Here is a 26,782-nt window from a genome sequence, read left to right as displayed (position 1 = left end):
GATCCAGTCCTTTTTACGCGCTAAATAAAACCGTGTTGGTTAATCTTTAGGTTCAGGAGTGCGGCATATGCAGTAAATATCAATCCTTTCGACACCGACTTCAAGCAGTAATTGACAGATTTGCTGCACGGTACTGCCCGTGGTCACTACATCGTCAACAAGTGCAATGTGCTTGTGCGTGGGAAGGTGCCGTAGTGTGAATGCATGTTTGAGATTTTGTTTGCGCTGTAATTTAGAAAGCCCTTGCTGCTGGGGCGTTGCGCGATTGCGTTTGAGCAACTGGTTATCGCAGCTAGCCCCCAGTTGTTGACTTAATTGAGAGGCAAGTAGTGCACTTTGATTGAAGCCGCGTTTTAAGCGCCGTTGCCAGTGCAGCGGAACGCTAGTGATGAGCGGGGCGGGAGTATCAACCCTTGGGACAAGCAAGGCACTCAAATGGCGAGATTGCCAAAATTGCCCTTCATATTTAAGTTGATGAATGGTGTGATTGAGCGGAAAAACATAGTCACCGACACAGTATAAGCGTTGCCAAGGCGGAGGGTTCGTTAAACATTGCCCGCATTGAGGCACGCTGATAAGCGTTGGTAGGCCGCACTGTTGGCAGCGAGGTTGTGGTGCAAAATAGGTTAGGCAGGTCTTGCACCAAGACCCAGTTTGGTGAGTTTCAATCGGTAAACGACACAGTAGACACTGACGACTTACCAAGCGAGTGATGGTTTTTTGAACCCAATGCGATAACATAACTCAACCAAAGTTGTGAAACGAAGTGTGGTTATACTCTTGCAACTTAAATCAGTCTTTGTGTTGACCGTGATTGCAAGTGAGTGAGTGTATGATCGGTGTTTTTTCAGCGAAGAAGTGTGAATTTAGTCGGAGAATTTGTGAGCATGGCCACAGCGTTATATTGGCAAGCCTCAGGCGAGGGCGATGATCTTGTCTTGGTGCACGGTTGGGGGATGAATGGTGCGGTATGGCAGCAGGCGGTCGATGTGCTTAAAGGACATTTTCGTGTACACGTGGTTGATTTGCCCGGTTATGGTCACAGCGCTGCTAGCCACGCCGCTGATCTAGAAGAGATCGCGCAAGCGCTAATCATGCAAGCGCCTAAACAAGCCATTTGGGTCGGTTGGTCTTTGGGTGGGTTAGTGGCGACTCATATGGCACTGCATCACCCAAGTTATGTGAGCAAATTGGTCACTGTGGCGAGTTCTCCTAAATTTGCGGCACAGAAACCGTGGCATGGCATTCTCCCTCAAGTGCTCAGTGCCTTTACTGAACAGTTAATGGACGATTTTCAGGCTACTGTTGAGCGCTTTATGGCGCTGCAAGCGATGGGAAGCCCTCAGGCAAAGCAAGATGTGAGATACCTAAAACAAGCGGTGTTATCACGGCCAGCGCCGAACCCACAATCATTGTTAGCGGGTTTGGTCATGTTGGCCGAGGTGGATTTGCGCCAGCCGTTGACAGCACTCTCGATTCCCATGCTTCGTCTATATGGTCGGCTTGATGGTTTGGTGCCGGTTAAAGTGGCGCAAGAGTTACAAAAAACCTTGCCCAATAGCGAGCAGTACATTTTTGGCAATTCTTCCCACGCACCGTTCATCACAGAACTGGACGATTTTTGCCAGCAGCTCATCGCTTTTGCACGTTAACGTATTGATACACATACATGTCTACCTACAGGGTCAAGCCGTTGGGTAAAAATGTTAAATTAAGAATAAATTTGCTAAAAGTTTGAGCAGTCTGGTCGATATAAAGTCTAACCCAGTAGTGCTGAGCGAAAGCAGGTCTATCGGGGCGGGCGATACTGAGGAGGTTTCGGCTATGATGGTGTCACCAACGAACGTAAGTGTGCCACTTATCGCCCCATCGGTTAATGTGCAAACGGAACAGGCCGCGCGTGATAATCGGATCCGCGCCCCTGTGATGCCAACCGTCGAACTGGCTAAAACCAACGCGGAACGTAAGGTAAAAGCGGATGATAAAAGACGAAAACAGTCGTCATGGGACCCTTCAGAGCACCCAAGCTATGAGGTTGGCACCGAATACGCAACATCGACTTCTTATCAAGAGGAGCAGAAAAGCGAGCTCGAAAGGCTGTTTGACTTGCTCGCTCTCGCCACCTACAGCAAGGATCAAGGTAAAGGCTATACGATGCGGTTTAGGCTACCTAAACACATTATTGATGCTGCGATAACTGAAGGCAAAATGGCGCGCCGGCGAACTGTAATTAAGTACTATTATGGTCACGCGGTTGCACCCAATACACCTTCTGAAGTGATTGCGGTGTTGTAGGTCGATGAATACGGCCTATCGCGATAAATAAAATCCCCACTTAGGCGTTTGCCACAGTGGGGATTTGTTTTTTGCGGCTCTGGTATAAGCGACGCGGTTAGGTGCTTTTCACTGTGATTCGTTTATCCAGTAAGTTACGCATATCCAGTAAGTTACGCATCGCCGCTATTTTTTCGCTTTAGCAAAGGCGGCGGCGAAAGCTCCACCCATTGCCGCGTTTTGTTGTGGCTCTTCACGACGGCGTTGCGATTGGCTACTATTTTGATGCGAACGCGTGTTGCCACTTGTTGCGCCAGAGCGTTGGCTGCGGTTATCTTGCCCCGGCTCATCGTTTAAGCGCATCGAGAGTGCAATGCGTTTTCGCTGCACATCGACTTCCATCACTTTGACTTTGACGATGTCGCCTGCTTTCACCACTTCACGTGGGTCGGCAATGAAACGATCGGTCAGCGCAGAGATATGCACTAAGCCATCTTGGTGAACGCCAATATCGACAAAAGCACCAAAGTTGGCCACGTTCGATACCACGCCTTCCAAAATCATCCCAATTTCCAGATCTTTCATTTCAGTCACGCCGTCAGCAAAGGTCGCGGTCTTAAACTCAGGGCGTGGATCGCGGCCCGGTTTATCGAGCTCTTTGATGATATCAGTGACAGTCGGCAGGCCGAAATGCTCGTCGGTATAATCGACGGCGTGTAAATTGCGCAAAAACTCACTATTGCCGATCAGTGCTTTGATCTCTTTGCTATTTTTTTCGGCGATGGCTTTCACCACTGGATACGCTTCTGGGTGAACCGAAGAGGCATCGAGTGGATTTTTACCATCCATAATGCGTAAGAAGCCCGCACATTGCTCAAATGCTTTTGGCCCTAAGCGCGCGACTTTTTTCAATGTAGCGCGTGAGGCGAAGCGTCCATTTTCATCCCGATAATCAACGATGTTTTGCGCCAGTGCGTTAGACAAGCCAGCCACGCGTGTTAACAGCGCGGCAGAGGCGGTATTCACATCCACGCCGACCGCGTTGACGCAGTCTTCAACAATCGCATCTAAGCGTTTGGCGAGCATCGACTGGCTGACATCGTGTTGGTATTGGCCCACACCGATCGATTTCGGATCGATTTTCACCAGCTCGGCAAGTGGGTCTTGCAGGCGGCGAGCAATCGACACCGCGCCGCGTAGCGACACATCCATATTGGGGAACTCTTTGGCCGCCAGTTCAGAGGCTGAGTAGACCGAGGCCCCTGCTTCGCTAACAATGATTTTCTGCACTTTCAGGTTGCCGCGCTTAATGACATCGGCGACAAAAGTATCGGTTTCGCGCGATGCGGTACCGTTGCCAATCGCAATCAAATCGACGTTAAATTGGTGTACCAACTGCTCAACAATTTTCGCTGATTTGTCATGTTGGTTATGCGGCTGATGCGGATAAATCGTCTCAGTTGCCAGTACTTTACCCGTGGCGTCCACTACCGCAATTTTCGAACCCGTTCGCAAACCAGGATCCAAGCCGAGAGTGGCGCGTGGGCCAGCCGGTGCGGCCATCAACAAATCTTTTAAGTTGGTGGCAAACACTTCAATCGCTTCGATTTCGGCACGCTCTTTCATTGCGCCCATCAGTTCGGTTTCCATGTGCATTGACACTTTAATGCGCCACGCCCAACTGATCACTTGCTTGCGCCACCCATCGGCAGGGGCGCTGCTTAAGTGAATGCCATAGTGTTGCGCAATCAGCGTTTCGCAATACGATTGGCGCACGCCCTCTTCTTGCTCTGGGTCGGCATTCATGCTCAAGCTTAAAAAGCCTTCATTGCGGCCGCGAAGCATGGCCAATGCTCGGTGTGAAGGCACTTTACTGAGCGTTTCATTATGCGCGAAGTAATCTTTAAATTTCTCCCCTGCTTGCTCTTTGCCTTCGACCACGCGAGAGACCAATTCGGCACTGCGCGTCAAATGACGGCGCACTTTGTCCAGCAAGTTGGCATCTTCAGCAATGCGTTCCATGATAATGGCGCGTGCACCGTCCAGTGCTGCTTTGATATCACTGATCCCTTTCTCGGTGTTCACATAGTGTGCGGCCTCGGTTTCAGGGTCGGTTTGCGCTTCATTCCACAGCTTGTCTGCCAGTGGTTCAAGCCCTGCTTCAATCGCAATTTGACCTTTAGTACGACGCTTAGGTTTGTAGGGTAAATAGAGATCTTCAAGGCGAGTTTTACTATCCGCTTGGTTGATCTCTTGTGCCAGCTCGGCGGTGAGCTTGCCTTGTTCTTGAATCGATTTCAGAATGGTTTGGCGGCGATCATCGAGCTCGCGCAGATAGGATAAACGGCTGTCTAAGGTACGCAGTTGGGTGTCGTCTAGCCCACCCGTGACCTCTTTACGGTAACGGGCGATAAAAGGAACGGTGTTTCCGTCATCAATAAGTGTGACAGTCGCTGTCACTTGCTCAAGACGCACATTTAGCTCTTGTGCGATCAATTTGCAGATAGCTTGGCTCATCCGTGGTTTCTCTTTTGTAGTTCAGTAGCACCACCACTCAGGGTGGTTTGAATAGGGTAACTATTGGGGCACGTTAGACTTATTTCTAGTCTAACGGCGCGCTGTTATGAGATTAGTGAGATAACCTTCTACCCGATTGTGCCAAAGAGGTCACGTAACGCGTGTGATTTTGATGTCATTTTTCAGCGTTGGCAGCGCTAAAACCGAAGATGAGTTTGGTGGCTAAAGATAAGTTCAGTCAGTTGGTGCCGAGCGAAAATGACAGTATAGTAGCAAGCCATCGTGATGAATGTATAACCCGCGGCTACCTTGAATGTGCGGCGCTGTGTAATGGGAAAAGATCTTGAAGACCAAACTGATTACCCGTGAGGGCTACAATAAATTAAAGGCAGAGCATGACCATCTTTGGCATGAAAAACGGCCAGAAATTACCAAAATAGTCACTTGGGCTGCTGGCCTCGGGGATCGCTCTGAAAACGCAGACTACACCTTTAATAAGCGTTTACTGCGGCAAATTGATCGCCGAATTCGTTTTTTGAGAAAATTTTTACCGGAAGTGACGATAGTTGATTATTCGCCTCAACAAGAGGGGAAAGTGTTTTTCGGTGCTTGGGTGGAAATTGAAAATGAAGCGGGTGATGTAAAGCGCTTTCGCATTGTGGGCCCAGAAGAGATTTACGGTGACGCGAAAGATTACATCTCCATCGATTCACCGATGGCGCGCGCTCTGCTGAAAAAAGAGGTTGATGACGAGGTTCAAGTGCCCACGCCCACAGGGATCAAAGAGTGGTTTATTAACTCGATTGAGTATGAAAAAGGGCAGTGAACGGAGTATTCGGTTCAAAATATTCCTCGGTCGCTCATTTTAGCCATCTCACTTGCTTCGCAACGCCTCTAACGGCTTGTTCAGCACGGCGGGTAGCGAGTAGAGCAGCAGTAGGGCGTGGTTGATCATGACAAACGCGGGGTCCATGCCCTGCAGTGCGGTGGCAAATACCACCGATTCTCTAGTTCTTCAGGTTGTAGTGTTTGCGTTTGGCTTTCTCCGGTGTCGATATGACCGCTGGCAATGATGATGGTTTAGGCTATCGCAGGGTTTAAACGCGTCCAACCGACCAGTAATAACGCAGCAAAGGCCAACCAAACTAAAGTAGCGCACACTAGTGTACTGGTGAGGGGCAGCCGGTAACTGAAATAGTATACTGCCAACAGGTATGCCGCATACGGGATAAGCGAGTAAAGGCCAAACAATGCGGTGGTGCGTAGGTCTTCCATTGTGCGTTCGGTGCCGACAATGTAATGCGCAATCAGAGCGAAGGTAGGAAACAGCGGTACAAGACCAGAAATAAAAAAGCTTTTGCTTTTAGAGAGCAGGGCAATGATTAACACTGCAAGCGCACCAAGTAGGCACTTGAAAAACAGAGCCGCCATGACATGTCCTTTTGTCAGAATAGGGTAAGTGTTGCCCACTATAAATCACTCACTGAATAAGTAGAAATGCTCATTGGCGGGTTTGTTATTTTCTCTGCAACATTTCTTCAAATCCAAGTAAAATGGCCGCCACTCTTTTTATTCGGCGGCATGTTGTATCATGCGGCTTGGTTGGGCAAAGATGAAATTAGGAAAACGGCTCACGCAACTAGTACAGCAGATTAACTGCCATTACGATCATATTTGGGATGGTTGTTGTGATCACGGTTTGCTTGGCGCGGCGTTACTGAAGCGCTGTCCAAATAGCGTCATGCATTTTGTTGATATTGTGCCAGCGTTGATTGAAAAGGTGACGCTCGATTTAACGCGCCATTTCCCTGCAACGGCGGCGTTACCGCGCTGGTACACCCACTGTCTTGATGTGCGCGATCTGCCGCTTGATAGCTATTCTGGCTCGCATTTAGTGATCATCGCCGGGGTTGGCGGTGATTTAATGAGTGAATTCATTGCTGCGCTGGTTGAGCGTTATCCACACCTTGTATTGGATTTTCTGCTTTGTCCTGTGCATCATGGTTACACCTTACGTGAACAGTTGATGACACTGGGTGCGAGATTAAAACAGGAACAGTTGGTGGAAGAAAATCAACGGATTTATGAGCTTTTGCACCTGCAGATTAATTCGTCTAAAGCACAAGATGAAATACCCAAACCATCTCCACTTAGTTTGGTTGGCAGCGCGATCTGGCAAGTGGCAAATGATGAACAACAGATGATCGCCCAGCGTTATCTGACGCAATTGCAACAGCATTATCAGCGTAAAGCACAAGGCGGCGATGTTAGCGCGCAGAAGCGTTGGCAAGCCTATCAGCAGGTTAATATCACTTCTCAGTAGACTCTGGTTCTACTTTGGTAAATTAAGGCATACATTTAATGTTAGCGATAAATCCTCATTAACAGGCGTAATGACTCTGATGGTCCACCACCCTTTAATCTTTTAGGGGGAATAGTTGCCTGAGAAGATACATGATGGGTTTAGCATTGATCAAAACGAGTATCACTCGAGCACTTATATTGCCTTTGGTTTAGGCTATCGCTATTGTTTTAGTCGCTTTGACAAAGAGGTTAACGGATGAGTGACGTGATTGCCGTTTGTATCTAATAATCATGAATCATGCGTGCTAAAAGACATAAACGTTAACAATTCTTTGCATGATTTTAGTCGCAACGGTGTTACATTTTACTCGCTCGGTTTGATATTGGCTTGAGTTCAGAATTAGGTGGGATCTCAGATGCAAGAAAACTATAAAATTTTAGTGGTGGATGATGATGCGCGTTTACGTGCATTGCTTGAGCGTTACTTGTCAGAGCAAGGTTTTCTGGTGCGTAGTGTCGCTAACAGCGAACAGATGGATCGTCTGCTCACTCGTGAAAACTTCCACCTAATGGTGCTTGATTTGATGTTGCCGGGTGAAGATGGTTTGTCTATTTGCCGCCGCTTGCGTAACGCCAATAACATGTTGCCGATTTTAATGCTGACCGCTAAAGGCGACGAAGTGGATCGTATTGTTGGCTTGGAGGTGGGTGCGGATGATTACTTGCCCAAACCGTTTAACCCGCGTGAACTACTGGCGCGAATCAAAGCCGTGCTACGCCGCCAAGTGATTGAAGCCCCCGGTGCGCCAAGTGCTGAAGAATCGGTGGTTGAGTTTGGTGAGTTTCGCCTGAATTTAGGTACCCGCGAAATGTTCCGTGGCGATGAGCCAATGCCGCTCACTTCCGGTGAATTTGCCGTATTGAAGACCTTAGTCACCAATGCGCGTGAGCCGATGTCGCGTGATAAGTTGATGAATATGGCAAGAGGGCGTGAATACTCCGCAATGGAGCGCTCGATTGATGTACAAATCTCGCGTTTACGTCGCATGCTTGAAGTGGATCCAAGCAAACCACGCTATATACAAACGGTGTGGGGCTTAGGTTACGTTTTTGTTCCAGATGGTAAAGAGTCTTAAATTTCAATCAGCTCCTATCGGTTAACCGACAGGAGCTTTTTTGTCGCCTTTTTGATAGTACGTTCATCGCAGGTTTTCCTATGCGCATTCGCAGTTCCTTTACTCAATCGATTTTGCTCTTCTTCTCATTGCTGATCGCCAGCCAAGCTTATTCTTATTACGCCGTATTTAACTATGCCTTGATGCCCAGTTTGCAGCAGTTCAATAAGATTTTGGGCCATGAGATCAACCTAATGCTGGATGACGCGGCGAACAATACATCTGAGCTGGGGATGGACGCCTTACAGCGCCGCCGAGTGTTAGAGCAGTTGGGCGTCACCATTCATAGTGAAGAGAGTGAGATGGCCCAAGAGTATCATGACGCCATCAGCATTGATTTGATGAGCGAGGAGATGAGTAATGAGCTCGGATCGCTGACTGATGTGCGGATGATTTTGGGTAAAGAGAGTTATATTTTATGGATGAAAGTGGACTCTTTTCCAGGTTCATTAATACGCATCCCTCTCTCTGAGCTGCAAAAAGAGGATTTTGCGCCACTATTTCACAATAGTTTGGTGATGGCGTTACTGATCGTCTTAGGGGGATGGTTGTTTATTCGTCTGCAAAATCGTCCCTTAATTGCCTTAGAAAAAGCCGCCAAAGCCGTTGGCCGAGGTGAGAACCCGCCGCCATTGCCGCTCAAAGGCGCTTCTGAAATTCGCGCGGTGACGTCGGCGTTTAATCAAATGTCGAGAGGGATCCAAGCGCTTGAAGAGGATCGCTCATTATTGATGGCGGGGATCAGCCACGACTTACGCACGCCGCTGACCCGCATTCGTTTAGCAACGGAAATGATGTCTCCAGAAGAGAGTTATCTCGCCGAAGGGATCATCAGTGACACAGAAGAGTGTAACGAGATCATCAGCCAGTTTATGGACTACCTCAAACCGGTCAATAAACAGACCTTTACTGCCGTTGATCTCAATGAGATCGCCAATGATGTCGCCACTGCCGAAGGGGGCTACGAGATCAAAATCGATGTCGCGCTGCATTTACCAATGCAGCCAGCCTTTGGTAATGCGATCGCCATTAAACGCGCGGTGAGCAACTTAGTGGTGAACGCCATTCGCTATGGCAATGGTTGGGTTAAGGTGAGCACGGGCAGTACCGCAGATAACAAAATGGCTTGGGTTTGTGTCGAAGATAATGGCCCGGGTATTGATCCTAGCCAAGTGAGTAAAGTGTTTGAACCTTTTACGCGTGGTGATACCGCGCGCGGCAGTGAAGGTACAGGGCTTGGTTTGGCGATAGTGAAACGGATTGTTAGCCAGCATCATGGCAGCGTTGTGGTGAGTAACCGCAGTGAAGGTGGACTCAAAGCGCAACTGAGCTTCCCGACCAAATAAGCTTCGTAACTAAATAACACAATGGGCTCAGTTGAGCCCATTGTGTTTGCGGTTTATGCCCTTTCGGTTACTGCTTGAAGTTTTTGGGCACATCCATGCGATCAGTTGGTTTTGAGCTCTTCGAGTTCCTCTTCGCGTGGCAATTTTTCTGGCAGCAGCAAGTTGAGCAAAATGGCGGTGATACCGCCAGCCGCTACGCCGGATGAAAAAATGCTCTTAATGAACTCGGGCATAAATTGCAGAATCTCTGGCTTTTGCGCAATGCCTAACCCCATCGAAAACGATAGCGCCATGATTAAAATCGCGCGGCGGTCTAGATCCACTCGGGAAATAATCCGCACACCCGCGGCTGCAATGGTGCCGAACATGACGATGGTTGCACCGCCAAGTACCGGTTCAGGAATCAATTGTACAAAGCTTGCCACGCCCGGGAACAGGCCGAGTAACACCAACATGGCGGAAATAAAGTAACCCACATAACGGCTGGCAACCCCGGTGAGCATAATCACGCCATTGTTTTGGCTAAAGGTCGAGTTGGGAAAACTGTTAAAGACCGCCGCCAGCGCTGAGTTCAAACCATCAGCCAGCACACCACCTTTAATGCGCTTCATGTAAATCGGCCCTTTGACGGGCTCGCCCGACACTTCAGAAGTGGCGGTGATATCACCAATCGCTTCCAATGCGGTGATCAAGAAAATCAGTACCAGAGGAATAAAGAGTGACCAATCAAAACCTAAACCAAACTGCATAGGTATTGGTAGGGCAATCAGGGCAGTTTCACTCAGTGAATCAGTGTTCACCATCCCCATCAAGTAGGCCATGATGTAACCGATGAACATCGCAATCACAATCGATGCTACGCGAATGTATGGGTTACTTGAGCGGTTGAGCAGCACGATAAGTCCAAGTACGGTTCCTGCCAGCGCCAGTTTGTCTAAGCTGCCAAAAGTGCCATCGCTGAGCGCAGCATAGCCGCCACCCATAGAAACTAAACCGACTTGTACCAGTGTTAAGCCTATCAGAGTGACCACAATGCCCGACACCAGCGGCGTGATCACGCGGCGCGCGTATTGCAGCACTCGTGATAATAGGATTTCAGCAAAAGAGGCGACTAAAATGGTGCCAAAGATCGCCGCCATCATAGTGCTGATATCTGCACCACCCGCTTTTAATGACAAGCCTGCGCCAATAATTGGCCCAAGAAAGTTAAAACTGGTGCCTTGGATAGAAAGTAAACCAGAGCCAATTGGGCCAATGGTGCGGATCTGGATAAAGGAGGATAAGCCAGAGGCAAACAGTGACATGCTGATGATGGTGTTGGTCTGCTCGGCAGAAACACCAAGTGTTTGGCAAATAATGAGCGAAGGGGTGATGACCGCAACAAACATGGCTAGCAAATGTTGTGAAGCGGCGAAAATGGTTTGGGGTAGCGGTGGCCTATCGTTGAGTTGATAAACCAAATCAGACTTACGCGAAGCGTTGTGGATAGTCATACTGTTTTCCTAATGGTGCGTTGTTGTCTTAGCGTTCGCTGAGTGGGAGCACTAAGTGGAGCAGACACGTCATCTGTGATTGCTGTTAATCAGAATCTGCTCGGACTGGATAAGTGAGTAGTTCACTAAAAAAAATTGGCGAAATTATAGAGGGTTTACGCAAGAAAGCAAACGTTTGCTTTCTTGCGTAAGTTTGCTGTGTAAGGGAGAGGAGAATACAGAACGAGCAATCTTATGCCTTGGCGTAGATGTCCTTCTCACCTAACCAGCGATCGATAATGGCGGTCGCGTGGCTTGGATAATGGTCGTGTAAGTAGCGAGCAATGCGCTGTACTTCAGGAATTAAACCTTGGTCACGGACTAAATCTGCAATTTTGAAATCCGCAAGGCCGGTCTGTTTGGTACCAAGCAGCTCACCCGGCCCACGAATTTCTAAGTCTCGCTGAGCAATTACGAAACCGTCATTGCTCTCACGCAGTACACCCAAGCGTTTTTGCGCGGTTTTCGATAGCGGCGCATGGTAGAGCAATACGCAATGGCTGGCGACAGAGCCTCGCCCTACGCGGCCGCGTAATTGGTGCAACTGTGCTAAGCCCAAACGCTCAGGGTTTTCGATGATCATCAAGCTCGCATTCGGCACGTCAACGCCAACCTCAATCACCGTTGTGGCAATCAGCAAGTGCAGTTCATTGTTTTTAAAGGCTTGCATCACCGCTTGTTTTTCGCTCGGCTTCATTCGGCCATGCACCAAACCGATTTTGACATCGGGCAGAGTGCGTTGTAGCTCTTGCGCTGTGTCGGCGGCAGCTTGCGCTTCTAGCACCTCAGACTCATCAATCAAAGTACAGACCCAATAAGCCTGTTTTCCTTCACTCAAACAGGCATGACGCACACGCTCGACGATATCATCACGCTTTGTATCTGGGATTGCGACAGTTTGAATGGGCGTTCGTCCCGGTGGCAGTTCATCAATAACAGAGGTTTCTAAATCAGCGTAAGCAGTCATCGCTAAAGTTCGTGGGATCGGCGTTGCGGTCATGATCAACTGGTGCGGATATGCGCCTTGCTTCGCCCCTTTCTCACGCAGTTCTAAACGCTGGTGGACGCCAAAGCGGTGTTGTTCATCAATGATGACGAGCGCAAGGTGATGAAATTCAACTTGTTCTTGGAAAAGAGCGTGAGTACCCACTATCATTTTTGCCTCACCGTTGGCAATGCGAGCCAGTTCTGTTTCTTTCGCTTTGCCTTTTAATTTACCCGCCAGCCAGCCGACTTGGATGCCCATTGCTTCAAACCAGTTGGCAAAGTTAATTGCGTGCTGCTCGGCCAGCAATTCCGTCGGTGCCATTAATGCTACTTGATAGCCATGTTCGATAGCACGTGCGGCGGCTAATGCAGCGACCAAGGTTTTCCCTGAGCCCACATCACCTTGTACTAAACGCATCATGGGGTGAGCTTGTGCCAGATCGGCTTCGATCTCTGTCACAACACGTGTTTGTGCTTTAGTGGGAGAGAAAGGCAGTTGTGCAAGCAGTTGTTGCTTGAGTTTGCCAGACCCAGCCAGCGGCAATGCGATATCTTGCTGGCCTTGATGGCGTACAGCCAGCATCGAGAGGTTTTGCGCCAACAGCTCTTCCATAATTAAGCGAACCTGCGCCGGATGTTTCCATTCATCAAACCGTTGCAGGTTAATGCCCGGTGGCGGCCGGTGAATGATGTGCAGTGCTTCAGAGATCGTAATTTGGTGATCATACAACCCGGCAGGTAGCAATTCTTGTACGGCGGCTTTGTCGAGTAAACTTAATGCTTGATCAGTGAGTGTGCGTAGCGTGAGTTGGCGCAGGCCATCGGTTGTTGGGTAAACGGGGGTTAAGTTAGCTTCGACATCTGGCTGTTGCTGAGGAGCATAAAATTTATAATCAGGATGAACAATTTCAAGGCCGAATCCACCACGTTTAATTTCACCGTAAGCGTGCACTAACTTACCTTCAGCAAAATTGTTTTTCATCCCAGCAGTAAAGTTAAAAAAACGCAGCGTAATGGTGCCGTTACCGTCGCTTATTTTTACTGTGAGCATTTTGCGTTTGCCAAAAACCGTATCCACCGCCATGACTTTACCTTGCACAGCGGCCCAAAGCCCGGGATGCAATTTAGCGATAGGGTAGATCCGTGTGCGGTCTTCATAACGTAAAGGGAGATGGAACAGCAGATCTTGCACACTGATTAAGCCAACCTTTTCCAGTTTTTCAGCCACTTTAGCGCCCACGCCAGAGAGTGAGGTGAGAGGAATCGCGGACAGTAGCTGTGACATAACAGGGCTCATTAACAGTATCGTTATGTATTATTCAACCATCGAACTGTTTTTTTGTACAGCATAAAATCATGTAATGGTCGATAAGCGGCAGGCCATCGGCTAATTTGAATAGTGACGTCTAAAATGCAAGATGAGGTAGGGTGTCGGAAAATACAAAACCCCATGAGTGGTTAGCCGCAAGGGGTTTTATTTATTTGGATAGTTTAATTTTTCCGGCGTCGCACTTTCAGTGCATGAGGCATCACACGAATTTTTTTCATGATGTTTGCTAAGTGAATGCGATCTTTGGTGGTCAGCAGCACAGTGACAGTATACAAACGACCATCACGTTCTTCGGTGGAGAGGCCATGAATGTTGGAACCTGTTTTCGAGATTACATTGGTCAGTTCCGCTAACGCACCTTGGTGGTTTTGCATGTCCACTTTCAGTTCGGTGATAAACTCTTGGTCGTAATCTTTAGACCACTCAACCGCCATGTAACGATCCGGCTCTTTTTGGTAGCCACGAACATTAGGGCAGGTTTCACGATGCACCACTAAACCACGGCCCGGTGATACGTGCGCAATAATGTGATCGTCTGGAATGGGGTGGCAGCAATTAGCAAACGTGAGCAAAATACCTTCAGCGCCGCGGATCGGCAGTTTCTTTTTCGGTTTGCCATCATTGCTTTCCACTTCGGTCAGCTCATCAGCATCGCCAAGCAGACGACGCGCAATGACAATACTCATCAATTCGCCTAAACCAATCGCTGCCAACAAATCATCGACAGTGGTCATTTTAAGCTCACCAATCACGTACTTGATGTTTTCTTCGCTGATGTCATTCAGCGATAGATCGCCCAGCGCATGATTGAGCAAACGACGGCCAAGTGTGATTGACTCTTCACGGCGCATGGTTTTGAGCACTTGACGTATCTTAGTACGAGCGCGAGACGTGACCACATAGTTGAGCCAAGCGGCATTAGGGCGAGCCCCAGGTGCGCTGATGATTTCAATCGTTTGGCCGTTTTTCAGCGATTGACTTAACGGATAAGGATTGCGATCAACACGAGCTCCAACACAGGTATTGCCGACATCGGTATGCACCGCGTAGGCAAAATCAACCGCGGTTGCCCCGACAGGCAGCTCAACGATACGGCCTTTGGGGGTGAAGACGTAGATTTCATCAGGGAAAAGATCTGACTTGACGTTCTCAATAAACTCAAACGAGTTGCCAGCGCTTTGTTGTAGCTCAAGTAGGCTTTGCATCCAGCGCTGAGCTTTAATTTGCGCTGTGGTGCCAGTACGCTCGCCATTACCTTTGTAAGACCAATGAGCAGCCACGCCTTTGTCGGCCATTTGCTCCATGTCTTCAGTGCGGATCTGTACTTCAACCGGAACGCCGTGCGGGCCGACCATTGAGGTATGCAAAGACTGGTAGCCGTTCGCTTTGGGCACGGCGATGTAATCTTTCATGCGGCCCGGGCGAGGTTTGTACAAGCTATGAACTTGGCCTAATGCACGATAACAAGTATCTGCAGTGTCGACCACGACTCGAAAAGCGTAGATGTCCATAATGGTGTGGAAACGCTGCTCTTTAGTTTTCATCTTGTTATAGATGGAGAACAGGTTCTTTTCACGACCAACCACGCGTGCTTTCAGACCGAAATCTTGCAAGCGGCCTTCAATTTCACTGTGGATGCGTTGGATCATTTCTTTGGGGTTACCGCGAGCGGATCTCACCACCTCTTTCAATACGCGATAACGATTCGGGTACAACGCTTCAAAGCCAAGCTCTTCTAGCTCAGTCTTGATGTTATGAATCCCTAAGCGGTGAGCAAGAGGCGCGTAAATCTCTAACGTTTCACGGGCAATACGACGCTTTTTATCCGGGCGCAATGCGCCAAGGGTACGCATATTGTGCGTACGGTCAGCCAGTTTGATGAGAATAACGCGGATGTCTTGCACCATAGCCAGGACCATCTTACGAAAGTTCTCGGCTTGTGCTTCTTTACGATCGCGAAATTTCAATTTGTCGAGTTTGGAAACACCATCCACTAATTCTGCCACGGCGTGACCGAATTGAGTTTCAAGGTCTTCTTTCGTTACATCGCAATCTTCGATGACATCATGTAATAACGCAGCTTGTAGCGTTTCCAAATCAAGGCGCATATCGGCCAAAATTCGAGAGACAGCAACGGGGTGAATAATGTAAGGCTCACCGCTAGAACGGGTTTGCCCTTCATGGGCTTCACGTGCGACCACATAAGATTGACGCAGAGCCTCAATTTGAGGCTCTGTTAGGTATTCTTGGACAACGTCTTTAAGGCTATCAAATAGATACAAATTATAGGCCCGGAAGGTTGTTGAATTTGAATAGCAGAAATTAACGGTTGTGAGCGATGCTGCTTACGGCGGCTTCTTGCTCTTGTTGCTCTTGGCGCGCACGGGCATCAAGTACATCTTTCGTGATAAGACCTTCTTCGATTTCGCGCAGAGCGATAACCGTTGGCTTATCGTTCTCTTCTGGCACCAATGAATCTTTACCGCCAGTTTGCATTTGACGAGCGCGGCGAGCCGCAATCAGAACTAGGTCGAAACGATTGCCCACTTTTTCAACAGCGTCTTGAACAGTTACGCGTGCCATGAGAACTCCAAATAGTTAACTAAAAATTTTTAAATGACGAGAAAGTATACAGTCTAATCTTTGTTTATACTAGCGATAGACTTTGCCTTGTTTGAGCGGGTGATTATTCCGCCAGTAGCGCGTTGAGCATGCTGCTATATTTAGCAGCTTGCTTGTCTTGCTTCAATCGTTCAGCACGTAAAATGGCCCTGAAATCCATTAATGCCACATCGAAATCATCATTTATGATGACATAGTCGTATTCGGTGTAATGCGAGATTTCAGCTTGAGCTTCATTCATACGTTTAGCAATGACGGCTTCACTGTCTTGACCACGAGCATTCAAGCGGCGTTCCAATTCTTCTTTTGAGGGAGGAAGGATAAACACACTTTTTGCATCCGGCATTTTGTCGCGTATTTGACGCGCGCCTTGCCAGTCAATATCAAGAAAAACGTCAATGCCTTTGTTGAGGTTATTTTCAATCCATACCTTAGAGGTGCCGTAGTAGTTGCCAAATACTTCAGCATGTTCGAGAAATTCACCTTTAGTAATCAACTCTTCAAACAGCTCTTTTTGCACAAAATGGTAGTGAACACCATCTTGTTCGCCCGGGCGCATGCCGCGTGTGGTATGTGAAACAGAGACTTTCATCGCATAGGTTGGGTTGGTTTCCAACATCGCAGAGATCAAGCTTGATTTGCCTGCACCACTGGGTGCAGAGACGATATAAAGAGTACCTTTGCCCATCTGTTCTGTTCCACGTTAGGTTAGGATTGAATGCTGATATTTGCGTCTATCAACATGTTAAAAGATAGCACTGACCCAGAGAGTTTCATCCTAGAAAATGAAAATAAGGCCAAGAAAAAATGGAGGCGAAGAGTAGCACGTTCCCATGGATGTCTACAACAAAAAGGTCGGTCTTTAGCTGTGAAAGGGGAATTTTAAAACGGTGATATTTTCTTCAATGGGTAAACGTTTGCTCTTATTTCAAGGCTTGTCGAGGGGTTTTATTGCTGTATAATCGCCCGCCGCTGAGCTCGTGATTTGAATATGATCGCGTGGTAAGTCTATAAATTAATGCAAGACTAATTCTTCGATTTGGGTTCCCTCGCCCCCAAAACAAACTAAAAAGGTACACAATGAGTTATTTTACCCTTGCGCAGCAGCGCAAAGCTTTGGCACTTTTAGTGCTATTTCATTTGATCATTATTGCATCAAGCAATTATCTGGTTCAGCTGCCCTTTACTGTATTCGGTTTACATACCACTTGGGGCGCGTTTACTTTCCCATTCATTTTTCTGGCAACGGATCTCACTGTACGCATTTTTGGTGCAGCGTTGGCTCGTAAAATCATTTTCTTAGTGATGTTACCGGCTTTGATTGTTTCTTATGCACTCTCGGTGCTGTTTTTTGACGGCCAATTCCAAGGGCTTGCTCAGCTTCATGAGTTTAATCTGTTTGTTGCGCGTATTGCAATTGCCAGTTTTATGGCGTATTTGCTAGGGCAAATTATGGATGTGCATGTGTTTAATCGTCTGCGCCAGATGAAGCGGTGGTGGGTTGCGCCAACATGTTCTACGTTATTTGGCAATGCCTTAGACACGGTCGCTTTTTTTGCGATTGCTTTCTATCAAAGCCCCGATCCGTTCATGGCTGAACATTGGACCGAAATTGCTTTGGTCGATTATGGTTTTAAACTGGTGATCAGTTTAGGCCTGTTTGTGCCGATGTACGGTGTGCTGCTCAATTACTTGATCCGGAAGCTGACTGTGGTAAACCCTGATTTTCGAACCGTTGGGATCAATGCTCAGTAGTTGAAACGTTCAGTGGTGGAGTAGTAAGCCATTATACTAGGAAGATAGTAAATCAAAGCCCGAGCAAGTGCTGCTCGGGCTTTTTTATGTGTCTGCATCTTATGACTATGATGGGTCGATAATGAGTGGCCAACCAATGTCGCTTTGACGGTTTGCTTCAATATCCAGCTCGGCGGTGGTGAGAGGGTTGGCCGCTAACCATTTGGCGGATAACCGAAGAGTCAGTTGGTCACCTTGAGCTTGTAATGTAAATTTAGGCTGTAGTGCCTCGTTACGACGATGGCTGAGCAATACGGCAAGGCGCAGTAAACGTAACACCCGCTTGGCGCTGTTGCCCGACAGAGCGTACTGCTCTGGCAATGAAGAGAGCTGCTCGCGATAACGACTAGCAATTTCGCCTAGAAAGTGTTTCTGTGCACGGGTATAGCCGGGTAAGTCGAGGTTTTGTAACAGGTAGGCGCTGTGTTCACCACCTTTTTTTAAATCAATCGCTAACCCTATTTCATGCAATTGTGCAGCGGTAGTGAGCAGCATTTCAGCTTGCGGTTCCGCAATCCAATCTTCACCCCCACACTGTTTGAGCAGCGATTGGGCAAGTTGAGCCACTTGCTTGGCGTAGTCAACATCAATTTGATATCGCACCTGGACGCTATTGATGGTACGCGTTCGAATGTCATCTTGGCGCAGCTCTTCGACCATTTCATACACTAAGCCTTCACGCAATGCGCCGCCAGCTAAAGTCATCGATTCAATCTCGAGCAGTTCAAAGATGGCAATTAAAATCGAGAGGCCACTTGGGAAAACTAACGCTCGCTCTAAAGTTAAGCCTTCAATATCAAGCTCTTCCAAGTGATCGGCGAGCATCGCTTGTTTTTGCAAGCGTTTTAGTTTGGTATGAGTGATCACCTCATCCATCCCTTGCGCCAGCATAATCTCTTGCAACGCTTGTACTGTGCCACTGGCACCCACGCACACATCCCAACCTAACTGTGAGTATTGTTCAAGGATAGGCGCTAACGTCTGTTTTGCCGCATCGATCGCTTGATTAAAGTTAGCCGCGTTAAGCTGTCTGTCTTTAAAATGGCGCTCAAGCCAAGTGACGCAGCCCATTTTTAAACTGGTTAACGCTTTGGCATCGAACCCTTCACCAATGATGAGTTCAGTACTGGCCCCACCAATATCGACAACCAAGCGTCGTCCTAAGCCACCTGAAGTGTGCGCCACTCCTTTATAGATAGTGGCCGCCTCTTCTTCACCGGAAATAACCTGAATGGGGTGGCCGAGTATTTGGTTGGCTTGAGTTAAAAACAGTTCAACGTTGGTGGCTGTACGCAGTGTGGCAGTGCCAACAATACGGATATTGCTGGCGGGTACATCTTGCAGTCGTTCCGCAAATAAACTGAGGCAGTCCCATCCTCGCTGCATCGCTTCTTGGCTAAGAGCGTTGTTATCATCTAACCCGGCGGCCAAGCGTACTTTGCGCTTTATTTTGGCCATCGTTTGTACACTGCCATCAATATGACGCACGATGAGCATATGAAAACTGTTCGACCCAAGGTCGATGGCAGCGTAGAGCGGCGAGGAGACGGCTTTACTCATAAATGGATTACGAACCCTTATTACTTTGATGCGGTTGACGTGGGCGACGACTTTGTGGCTTACGGTTGCCAGTACGAGGGCCATTATTATTAGTACGGCGCTGCTGAGGATTACGAGAACGCAGACGAATTGGCGGTGGTAAGTCTTCAATCAACGCCGATGCATCGTAATCAGAAACAGGAACCGCGTGCCCGGTATACTCTTCAATCGCGGTTAGGTTAATGGCGTACTCTTCACAGGCAAAACTAATCGAATGACCACTCTCTCCTGCGCGACCTGTACGACCAATGCGGTGCACGTAGTCTTCACAGTCATCAGGTAAGTCGTAGTTGAATACGTGTGTGACTTGAGGAATGTGTAAGCCTCGCGCTGCCACGTCGGTTGCAACAAGAATGTCGACATCACCGGTAGTGAATTGCTCAAGGATCTTTTCACGTTTCTTCTGCGGTACATCACCCGTTAGCAGGCCGACACGGTGCTCATCTGCAGCTAAATGACCCCAAATAGAGTCGCAGCGGTGTTTTGTGTTGGCAAAAATGATGGCGCGATCTGGCCAGTCTTGTTCTATCAGTGTCTGTAATAGCGCCATCTTATGTTCGTTAGACGGGTAGAACAGCTCTTCTTGGATGCGATGGCCAGTTTTTTGTTCTGGTTCAACAACCACGTGCTCAGGGTTATGCATGTGCTCGAACGCCAACTCTTGAACGCGATAAGAAAGCGTGGCTGAAAACAGCATGTTCAGGCGCTCTTTAGGTTCTGGCATACGGCGAAACAGAAAACGAATGTCCTTGATAAAACCAAGGTCAAACATGCGATCAGCTTCATCCAGCACAACTGCTTGAATATTATTCAAGTTAAACACGTGTTGTTTGTAGAAATCGATGATACGTCCTGTTGTACCGATCAATATGTCGACACCATCTTGCAGCTTAGACAACTGCTTATCGTAGCTTTCACCACCGTAAGCCAGCGCAGCTTTGATACCGGTACTGGCAATCAGAGGTTCGGCGTCGTTATAAATTTGAATCGCTAACTCACGAGTCGGGGCCATAATAATGGCACGCGGCTGCGTCGGTTTTCGCCCTTCATGTTCAGGGGTTGTTAGTAAGTGGTTAAAAGTAGCAGCGAGAAACGCAAGCGTTTTACCAGTCCCTGTTTGGGCCTGGCCTGCAATGTCTTGGCCGGTGAGCAGTACCGGCAACGCCAAGGCTTGGATCGGGGTACAGTAATCGAACCCTTTTTTTTCCAATCCTTCAACAACTTGAGGATGTAATCCCAAATCGGCGAACTTTTGCTCTGTGATATGTGTCTTTTTCATCGCCATAGAATATCAGCTTAAGCTTGCAATACGAAAGTAAATACATTCCAATAGAGCATCTATTTACTGGTTAGCTTATAATCAGTGCAGAAAAACATATTGGAGTGGAAGATGAGCGATAAGATTTTGCAGCTTACAGATGATGGTTTTGAGAACGATGTAATCAAAGCTGCAGGCCCTGTTCTTGTTGATTTTTGGGCAGAATGGTGTGGTCCTTGTAAGATGATTGCGCCAATTTTGGATGAAATCGCTAGCGAGTACGAAGGCAAACTGACTATCGGTAAATTAAATATCGACCACAACGCAGGTACTCCACCTAAGTTTGGTATTCGTGGCATCCCAACCTTGCTGCTGTTCAAAAATGGCAACGTCGCTGCAACGAAAGTTGGTGCGTTATCAAAAACTCAATTGAAAGAGTTTTTGGACGCAAACCTATAACAGGTATCGCAAAGCCGTACATTTTCTGATGCACGGCTTTGTTTTTTTGAAAAGAAACAAACTCTAGACTAGGCTATTATTTAGTGCTATTTTATCGCACGTTAATTAGACAAGTGTTCACTTCTTGGTCGATCCTGAGACCAAAATCCATCTTAACTAGAAAATAGATCCTATTTTGACTAAACAAGTATCCACCACAATGAATCTAACAGAATTGAAGAACAGACCTGTGTCTGATCTTGTGAAGCTTGGTGAGAGCCTAGGCCTCGAAAACCTGGCGCGTCTAAGAAAACAAGACATCATCTTCTCCATCCTAAAAGCGCACGCAAAAAGTGGTGAAGATATATTTGGTGATGGGGTCTTGGAAATTCTTCAAGACGGTTTTGGTTTCTTACGTAGCGCCGACTGTTCATATTTAGCTGGCCCTGATGATATCTACGTATCACCAAGCCAAATTCGCCGTTTCAACTTGCGCACCGGTGACTCAGTATCTGGCAAAATCCGCCCACCAAAAGAAGGCGAACGTTATTTCGCATTGTTAAAAGTTAACACCGTTAACCACGACAAACCAGATAATGCACGTAACAAGATTTTATTTGAGAACTTAACTCCACTACATGCCAATGAACGTATGATCATGGAGCGTGGTAATGGCTCGACAGAAGACATTACGGCACGAGTTCTAGACCTTGCCTCTCCGATTGGTAAAGGCCAGCGTGGTTTGATTGTTGCTCCGCCAAAAGCGGGCAAAACCATGTTGCTACAAAATATCGCGCAAAGTATTGCTAACAACCATCCTGATTGCGTGTTGATGGTGCTACTTATTGACGAACGTCCTGAAGAAGTAACGGAAATGCAACGCCTTGTGAAAGGCGAAGTGGTTGCTTCTACGTTCGATGAGCCAGCTTCACGTCACGTACAAGTGGCAGAAATGGTGATCGAAAAAGCAAAACGTTTGGTTGAGCATAAGAAAGATGTGGTTATCCTGCTTGATTCCATCACACGTTTAGCTCGCGCTTACAACACAGTGATCCCGTCATCTGGCAAAGTCTTGACTGGTGGTGTGGATGCCAACGCATTGCAACGTCCTAAGCGCTTTTTCGGTGCGGCTCGTAATGTAGAAGAAGGCGGTAGTTTAACGATTATTGCGACGGCATTGGTTGATACCGGCTCTAAAATGGATGAAGTTATCTACGAAGAGTTTAAAGGTACAGGTAACATGGAATTGCACCTTAACCGTAAAATTGCGGAAAAACGTGTCTTCCCTGCTATCGACTTCAACCGCAGCGGTACTCGTCGTGAAGAGTTGCTTACTAAGCCTGATGAGTTACAAAAAATGTGGATTCTGCGTAAGATCGTTCACCCAATGAGTGAGAGTGACGCAATGGAATTCTTAATTGATAAGCTCGCGATGACGAAAACCAATGATGAGTTTTTTGATGCGATGCGCCGTCAATAATAGACGCTAAGTTTAGTATGACCAACGCCACCGTTTATCGGTGGCGTTTTTGTTTGCATTTGACCCATTAACCTTCCACAATAGGCTAAATGTTACAAGGAGGTTAAAATGCAACAAGGAATGTTGTCGTCGCTTCTCCTCTCGCTATTTTTATTTTGTGCGTGGCCAAGTGCTGCCTCTATAGAAATAACGTCTGATACAGCTCAGAAATGGCTTCAGGAAGAACAAATTCGCCATAAAAGTGCAGAGCTATTGCAGTACGCGGTACATGATGAATTTGATTCTTTGCGCTTTTCATTACAACGTTTAGCGCTATTGCCGCAAGAAGCCGTACGTTTCCTGTTGCTGCAAAAAATCGAGCAGTTGGATCTCACGCTAACGCCGAATATGGTGATCTTCATTGAAGAGCAGCAAGCGCTTGCACCCACTTATCAAGTTGTCGAAAAAGAACAAGGCTATGAATTCTCCACCCCAGCTTTTGACTCTTCTGCGATAGCCAGCCGTTTATTAAAGCGTTGGCGGCAGGAACAAACCACTCTCGATTTCTTGGTGAAGGCCGTACGCCAAGAGCTAGTATTGAAAACATGGCTGTCAGGGACTCAATATCAAGTAAAAATTCGCGAAACATTACTGATCCGCGAGTTAGATACACTATCCCCAGATGCTCTATCTGCCCTCACAGAGCAACTGACATCAGAACCAGTGACCGGATGGTTGCCTTCCACACAAGTGATGGTTCGATTAGCTCAGGTTAGTGAAGATCCTAAAATCTATAAACTCCTGTGGCTGATGCGGGTCGATTTCTCCATTCAGCAGGAACTCACACGATTAGCCAGCGTGAGCGATGAATTTGCGATAAAACAGATCATGGCTGCCAGCGAAAATCCGAGTTTAAAAGTACAAGCGATTAAGGAGTTAGTTCGCATCAGCCCCATGCGTCCTGATATCCGCGACTTTCTGATAGCCAAAATGTCAATCAATGAAGAGGTCAATTTAGTAGCCACTTCTTTGGTAGAGCAGGGACACAGCAGTTGGCTAAAGGATTTACTGGTGAGTAATTCTCAGGTGAAAAGCCGTGGTATTTTACAAGCCCTCTCTCAATAACCCTATGAAATTTGGGGATCGTTAATGGGTTGTTTTTGTTATACTGCCTGCAGTTTAATCAGCGATGTAGTAGGCCTATGAGCTTTAAGGATTTACGTGAATTTGTTGACCATCTGGAAAAAACAGGCCAACTAAAACGCATTACTTGCCCGATTGACCCTCATTATGAAATGACGGAAATTAGCGACCGCACTTTGCGTGCCGCAGGTCCTGCTTTGCTATTTGAAAACCCGATCGGTTATACGGTTCCGGTGCTCACTAACTTGTTTGGCACCGCAAAACGCGTCGCGATCGGCATGGGGCGTAAAGAGGTCCAAGAGTTAAGGGAAGTCGGCAAATTACTGGCTTATCTCAAAGAGCCCGAGCCACCGCAGGGCTTCAAAGATGCTATCGATAAATTGCCTTTATTTAAGCAAGTGCTCAACATGCCAACCAAACGGCTACGCAAGGCTCCTTGCCAGGAGATCGTTTGGCAGGGCAGCGATGTTGACTTAGATAAAATTCCGGTAATGAGTTGCTGGGCCGATGATGTGGCACCCCTTCTAACTTGGGGGCTGACCATCACTAAAGGGCCAAACAAAAATCGACAAAATCTCGGAATTTATCGTCAGCAGAAGCTTAGTAAAAACAAAGTCATTATGCGTTGGCTGGCGCATCGTGGTGGTGCTCTAGATTTAAGAGATTGGATGGACACTCATCCCGGAGAGAATTTCCCAGTTTCAGTGGCTTTTGGTGCTGATCCTGCAACCATTCTAGGCGCGGTGACACCAGTGCCAGATACGCTTTCTGAATATGCTTTTGCGGGATTGTTACGAGGCAGCAAAACAGAAGTGGTTAAATCGCTCAGTAATGATCTAGATGTGCCTGCTAGTGCGGAAATTGTGCTGGAAGGCTACATAGATCCAAACGAATATGCTGACGAAGGGCCTTATGGTGATCACACGGGTTACTATAATGAAGTTGAAAAGCATCGTGTCTTTACGGTTACGCATATCACAATGCGCAGCAATCCTATCTACCATAGCACTTATACCGGACGCCCACCTGATGAACCCGCTGTGCTTGGTGTTGCGTTAAATGAAGTGTTTGTACCTATACTCCAAAAACAGTTTCCTGAAATCGTCGATTTTTATTTGCCGCCGGAAGGTTGTTCTTATCGAATGGCGGTAGTGACGATGAAAAAGCAATACCCAGGTCATGCAAAGCGAGTCATGATGGGAGTTTGGTCGTTCCTTCGCCAGTTTATGTACACTAAATATGTGGTGGTGTGCGATGAATCAGTCGATGCTCGTGATTGGAATTCAGTTATCAATGCAATGACAACACATATGGACCCAGTGCGAGATACTTTATTTATCGAGCATACACCGATTGATTCACTTGATTTTGCCTCTCCAGTGGTGGGGCTGGGCTCCAAAATGGGCTTAGATGCTACCATTAAATGGGATGTTGAGAGTGACGGTACAAGACAACAATCGTCACCATCAACGGCTCCTCGGATCAAAGCTGAGCATTTGGAGCAGCTTAGAGCGCAGCATTCTGAGATTGTTGATATCTATTTAGTGCCATTTTCTAATGATGGTTTCTTGATTGTATCCATGAACAAAGCGTTCGCTGGTCAATCTCAAGAGCTGTTAAAAAAGATATGGACATTTTTAGAGACATTTTCAAACCTGAAGTTTGTTGTGCTCTGTGATGATGATGTGAATATCCGAGATTGGAATGATGTGATTTGGGCGATAACCACGCGCATCGATCCGTCTCGGGATACTGATCGTATAGAAGCTAATGAAGGGCAATGTTCCAAGCTCCTACTCGATGCAACCAACAAACTCTCTGGTGAAGTTCAGCGAGAGTGGGGGACGCCAATCCAAAAAGATCACGAGGTAGTCACTAAAATAGACTCTATCTGGGATGAGTTAGGTATTTTATGACCTACACGGTGATCTTGCTGCCGAAAGGCGATATTTTTGAAGTACAAGACGGTACAACGGTGTTGGAAGCTGCGCTCAACAAGAACATCTCTTTTCCACACCGTTGTCAAATAGGTGCATGCGCTATGTGTATGTGCAGAAAATTAGAAGGTGTAGTGGAATATAACTTAGAGCCGATGTTGACTGACGAAGAGCAGCGACAAGGTTGGATATTCCCTTGCCAAGCATTTGCAACAAGTAGCTTAGTACTTACTTTTGCAGAGTAAGTCAGAGGAAAAACATGACCACCCAATGTAAAGTAAAGTCAATTGAGCCATTAGCCTCTAATACTTATAAAATCATCCTCCAACCTGAAAGCGTTCTTGCATTTAAAGCTGGGCAATATCTCATGGTAGAAATGGGTGAGAAAGATAAACGTCCATTTTCTATCGCAAGCAGCCCTTGCCGTTCTGGTGAACTAGAGCTGCACATTGGTGCCGCCGAGCATAATGCTTATGCACAGGAAGTAGTTGAGAAAATGAAAACGGCATTAAGCAACAAGGGTTTCGTCAACATAGATGCACCTCACGGTGATGCGTGGGTAAAAGAAAATGAGCGCCCTCTACTACTCATTGCTGGAGGAACAGGTTTTAGCTATGTGCGCTCGATTTTAGATCACTGTATTAGCCAAAAGAAAAGTAACGCTATCTATTTGTACTGGGGGGCAAAAAACGTTTACCAACTCTATGCAAAAACAGAACTGAGTGAGATTGCTCAGCAATTTGAGAACATCCACTTTGTACCTGTTGTTGAAACGGCTGATGAAGGTTGGAATGGTAAGGTTGGCAATGTACTCCAAGCGATCAATGATGATTTCGAGTCGTTAGAAGCGTACGACATTTATATTGCAGGTCGTTTTGATATGGCTGGATCAGCAAGAGAACAGTTTACCCAATATAAAAATGCAAAAAGCGATCACATGTTTGCTGATGCCTATGCTTTTATTTAAGATCGAGAGAGGTTAAAGCCTATCAAAAGAGAGCGAAATGCTCTCTTTTGACGCTTTGTGGCTGCTATTTAAACAAAATAGATGTTTTTCTTATTTTTTA

23 protein-coding genes and 1 pseudogene are annotated in these 26,782 nt (G+C 47.2%); 13 read left to right on the top strand and 11 right to left on the bottom strand.

Features of this window, described 5'->3' with window-relative positions; all coding sequences use genetic code 11:
* Positions 1 to 39 precede the first annotated feature (39 nt).
* Positions 40 to 741: an amidophosphoribosyltransferase gene (locus tag VOR_RS0108630; protein ID WP_010319310.1), complete on the bottom strand. Its 702-nt coding sequence runs from the start codon at positions 739 to 741 to the stop codon at positions 40 to 42.
* A gap of 146 nt (positions 742 to 887) precedes the next feature.
* Between VOR_RS0108630 and bioH the strand changes: the two genes are divergently transcribed.
* Positions 888 to 1,652 carry a pimeloyl-ACP methyl ester esterase BioH gene (gene bioH / locus VOR_RS0108625; protein ID WP_010319309.1) on the top strand — a complete coding sequence of 255 codons (765 nt, stop codon included), beginning with the start codon at positions 888 to 890 and terminating at the stop codon, positions 1,650 to 1,652.
* A 172-nt stretch (positions 1,653 to 1,824) separates the two neighbouring features.
* Positions 1,825 to 2,295, top strand: coding sequence for a hypothetical protein (locus VOR_RS0108620; protein ID WP_010319308.1), 471 nt, complete (start codon positions 1,825 to 1,827; stop codon positions 2,293 to 2,295).
* Between the two features lie 165 nt (positions 2,296 to 2,460).
* Here VOR_RS0108620 and VOR_RS0108615 read toward each other — a convergent pair whose 3' ends face one another.
* Positions 2,461 to 4,791: a Tex family protein gene (locus VOR_RS0108615; protein WP_010319307.1), complete on the bottom strand. Its 2,331-nt coding sequence runs from the start codon at positions 4,789 to 4,791 to the stop codon at positions 2,461 to 2,463.
* Between the two features lie 343 nt (positions 4,792 to 5,134).
* Here VOR_RS0108615 and greB point away from each other — a divergent pair, with 343 nt between their 5' ends.
* Complete coding sequence (greB, locus tag VOR_RS0108610; protein WP_010319306.1) at positions 5,135 to 5,617, top strand: transcription elongation factor GreB; 483 nt, start codon at positions 5,135 to 5,137, stop codon at positions 5,615 to 5,617.
* Positions 5,618 to 5,665: 48 nt separating this feature from the next.
* Here the strand turns inward: greB and VOR_RS18705 are convergent.
* Positions 5,666 to 5,773, bottom strand: a pseudogene (locus VOR_RS18705) (AbrB family transcriptional regulator); the annotation flags it as partial.
* Between the two features lie 98 nt (positions 5,774 to 5,871).
* Positions 5,872 to 6,222 (bottom strand): GlpM family protein, encoded by a 351-nt coding sequence (locus VOR_RS0108605; protein ID WP_010319305.1) that lies wholly within the window; start codon positions 6,220 to 6,222, stop codon positions 5,872 to 5,874.
* A 181-nt stretch (positions 6,223 to 6,403) separates the two neighbouring features.
* Here VOR_RS0108605 and VOR_RS0108600 point away from each other — a divergent pair, with 181 nt between their 5' ends.
* The 3 genes from VOR_RS0108600 to envZ all read left to right on the top strand — a co-directional run bounded on the left by VOR_RS0108600 (position 6,404) and on the right by envZ (position 9,616).
* Entirely contained in the window at positions 6,404 to 7,114 is a 711-nt protein-coding gene (locus VOR_RS0108600; protein WP_010319304.1) for a tRNA (adenine(22)-N(1))-methyltransferase, read from the top strand.
* Between the two features lie 397 nt (positions 7,115 to 7,511).
* Positions 7,512 to 8,231, top strand: a complete 720-nt coding sequence (gene ompR, locus VOR_RS0108595) for an osmolarity response regulator transcription factor OmpR (RefSeq protein ID WP_010319303.1) — start codon at positions 7,512 to 7,514, stop codon at positions 8,229 to 8,231.
* 80 nt (positions 8,232 to 8,311) lie between these two features.
* Positions 8,312 to 9,616 carry a two-component system sensor histidine kinase EnvZ gene (gene envZ / locus VOR_RS0108590; protein WP_010319302.1) on the top strand — a complete coding sequence of 435 codons (1,305 nt, stop codon included), beginning with the start codon at positions 8,312 to 8,314 and terminating at the stop codon, positions 9,614 to 9,616.
* Between the two features lie 101 nt (positions 9,617 to 9,717).
* Here envZ and VOR_RS0108585 read toward each other — a convergent pair whose 3' ends face one another.
* The 5 genes from VOR_RS0108585 to gmk all read right to left on the bottom strand — a co-directional run bounded on the left by VOR_RS0108585 (position 9,718) and on the right by gmk (position 16,775).
* On the bottom strand, positions 9,718 to 11,109 hold the full coding sequence (locus tag VOR_RS0108585) for a uracil-xanthine permease family protein (protein WP_010319301.1): 1,392 nt from the start codon (positions 11,107 to 11,109) through the stop codon (positions 9,718 to 9,720).
* Positions 11,110 to 11,341: 232 nt separating this feature from the next.
* Positions 11,342 to 13,420, bottom strand: coding sequence for an ATP-dependent DNA helicase RecG (gene recG, locus VOR_RS0108580; RefSeq protein ID WP_010319300.1), 2,079 nt, complete (start codon positions 13,418 to 13,420; stop codon positions 11,342 to 11,344).
* 206 nt (positions 13,421 to 13,626) lie between these two features.
* The gene (gene spoT / locus VOR_RS0108575; RefSeq protein ID WP_010319299.1) at positions 13,627 to 15,747 is read right to left on the bottom strand and encodes a bifunctional GTP diphosphokinase/guanosine-3',5'-bis pyrophosphate 3'-pyrophosphohydrolase; all 2,121 of its coding nucleotides are present in this window, start codon (positions 15,745 to 15,747) and stop codon (positions 13,627 to 13,629) included.
* Between the two features lie 40 nt (positions 15,748 to 15,787).
* A complete protein-coding gene (gene rpoZ, locus VOR_RS0108570) occupies positions 15,788 to 16,048 on the bottom strand; it encodes a DNA-directed RNA polymerase subunit omega (protein ID WP_010319298.1) in 261 nt (86 codons plus the stop codon).
* Between the two features lie 103 nt (positions 16,049 to 16,151).
* Positions 16,152 to 16,775: a guanylate kinase gene (gene gmk / locus VOR_RS0108565; RefSeq protein WP_010319297.1), complete on the bottom strand. Its 624-nt coding sequence runs from the start codon at positions 16,773 to 16,775 to the stop codon at positions 16,152 to 16,154.
* Between the two features lie 392 nt (positions 16,776 to 17,167).
* Here gmk and VOR_RS0108555 point away from each other — a divergent pair, with 392 nt between their 5' ends.
* Positions 17,168 to 17,842, top strand: a complete 675-nt coding sequence (locus VOR_RS0108555; RefSeq protein WP_010319296.1) for a 7-cyano-7-deazaguanine/7-aminomethyl-7-deazaguanine transporter — start codon at positions 17,168 to 17,170, stop codon at positions 17,840 to 17,842.
* Positions 17,843 to 17,947: 105 nt separating this feature from the next.
* On the opposite strand, the gene gppA is transcribed toward VOR_RS0108555, so the two are convergent.
* The gene (gppA, locus tag VOR_RS0108550; RefSeq protein WP_010319295.1) at positions 17,948 to 19,441 is read right to left on the bottom strand and encodes a guanosine-5'-triphosphate,3'-diphosphate diphosphatase; all 1,494 of its coding nucleotides are present in this window, start codon (positions 19,439 to 19,441) and stop codon (positions 17,948 to 17,950) included.
* A gap of 7 nt (positions 19,442 to 19,448) precedes the next feature.
* Positions 19,449 to 20,759 carry an ATP-dependent RNA helicase RhlB gene (rhlB, locus tag VOR_RS0108545; RefSeq protein ID WP_010319294.1) on the bottom strand — a complete coding sequence of 437 codons (1,311 nt, stop codon included), beginning with the start codon at positions 20,757 to 20,759 and terminating at the stop codon, positions 19,449 to 19,451.
* A 111-nt stretch (positions 20,760 to 20,870) separates the two neighbouring features.
* On the opposite strand from rhlB, the gene trxA reads away from it, so the two are divergent.
* The 6 genes from trxA (at position 20,871) to fre (ending at position 26,682) form a co-directional block, all read left to right on the top strand.
* On the top strand, positions 20,871 to 21,197 hold the full coding sequence (gene trxA, locus VOR_RS0108540) for a thioredoxin TrxA (RefSeq protein ID WP_010319293.1): 327 nt from the start codon (positions 20,871 to 20,873) through the stop codon (positions 21,195 to 21,197).
* Between the two features lie 199 nt (positions 21,198 to 21,396).
* Complete coding sequence (gene rho, locus VOR_RS0108535) at positions 21,397 to 22,656, top strand: transcription termination factor Rho (RefSeq protein ID WP_010319292.1); 1,260 nt, start codon at positions 21,397 to 21,399, stop codon at positions 22,654 to 22,656.
* Between the two features lie 108 nt (positions 22,657 to 22,764).
* A complete protein-coding gene (locus VOR_RS0108530; RefSeq protein WP_010319291.1) occupies positions 22,765 to 23,760 on the top strand; it encodes a hypothetical protein in 996 nt (331 codons plus the stop codon).
* 77 nt (positions 23,761 to 23,837) lie between these two features.
* Positions 23,838 to 25,694: a 4-hydroxy-3-polyprenylbenzoate decarboxylase gene (ubiD, locus tag VOR_RS0108525; RefSeq protein WP_010319290.1), complete on the top strand. Its 1,857-nt coding sequence runs from the start codon at positions 23,838 to 23,840 to the stop codon at positions 25,692 to 25,694.
* Complete coding sequence (locus VOR_RS0108520) at positions 25,691 to 25,960, top strand: 2Fe-2S iron-sulfur cluster-binding protein (protein ID WP_010319289.1); 270 nt, start codon at positions 25,691 to 25,693, stop codon at positions 25,958 to 25,960. The genes ubiD and VOR_RS0108520 overlap by 4 nt, the downstream gene beginning before the upstream one ends.
* A 14-nt stretch (positions 25,961 to 25,974) precedes the next feature.
* On the top strand, positions 25,975 to 26,682 hold the full coding sequence (gene fre, locus VOR_RS0108515) for an NAD(P)H-flavin reductase (RefSeq protein WP_010319288.1): 708 nt from the start codon (positions 25,975 to 25,977) through the stop codon (positions 26,680 to 26,682).
* The last annotated feature ends 100 nt before the right edge of the window (positions 26,683 to 26,782 follow it).

It is taken from the genome of Vibrio ordalii ATCC 33509, from assembly GCA_000257205.1.
Classification (GTDB): Bacteria; Pseudomonadota; Gammaproteobacteria; order Enterobacterales; family Vibrionaceae; genus Vibrio; species Vibrio ordalii.
Note: the sequence above shows the minus strand (reverse complement) of the source record. Positions and strands in the feature narration are given on the sequence as shown.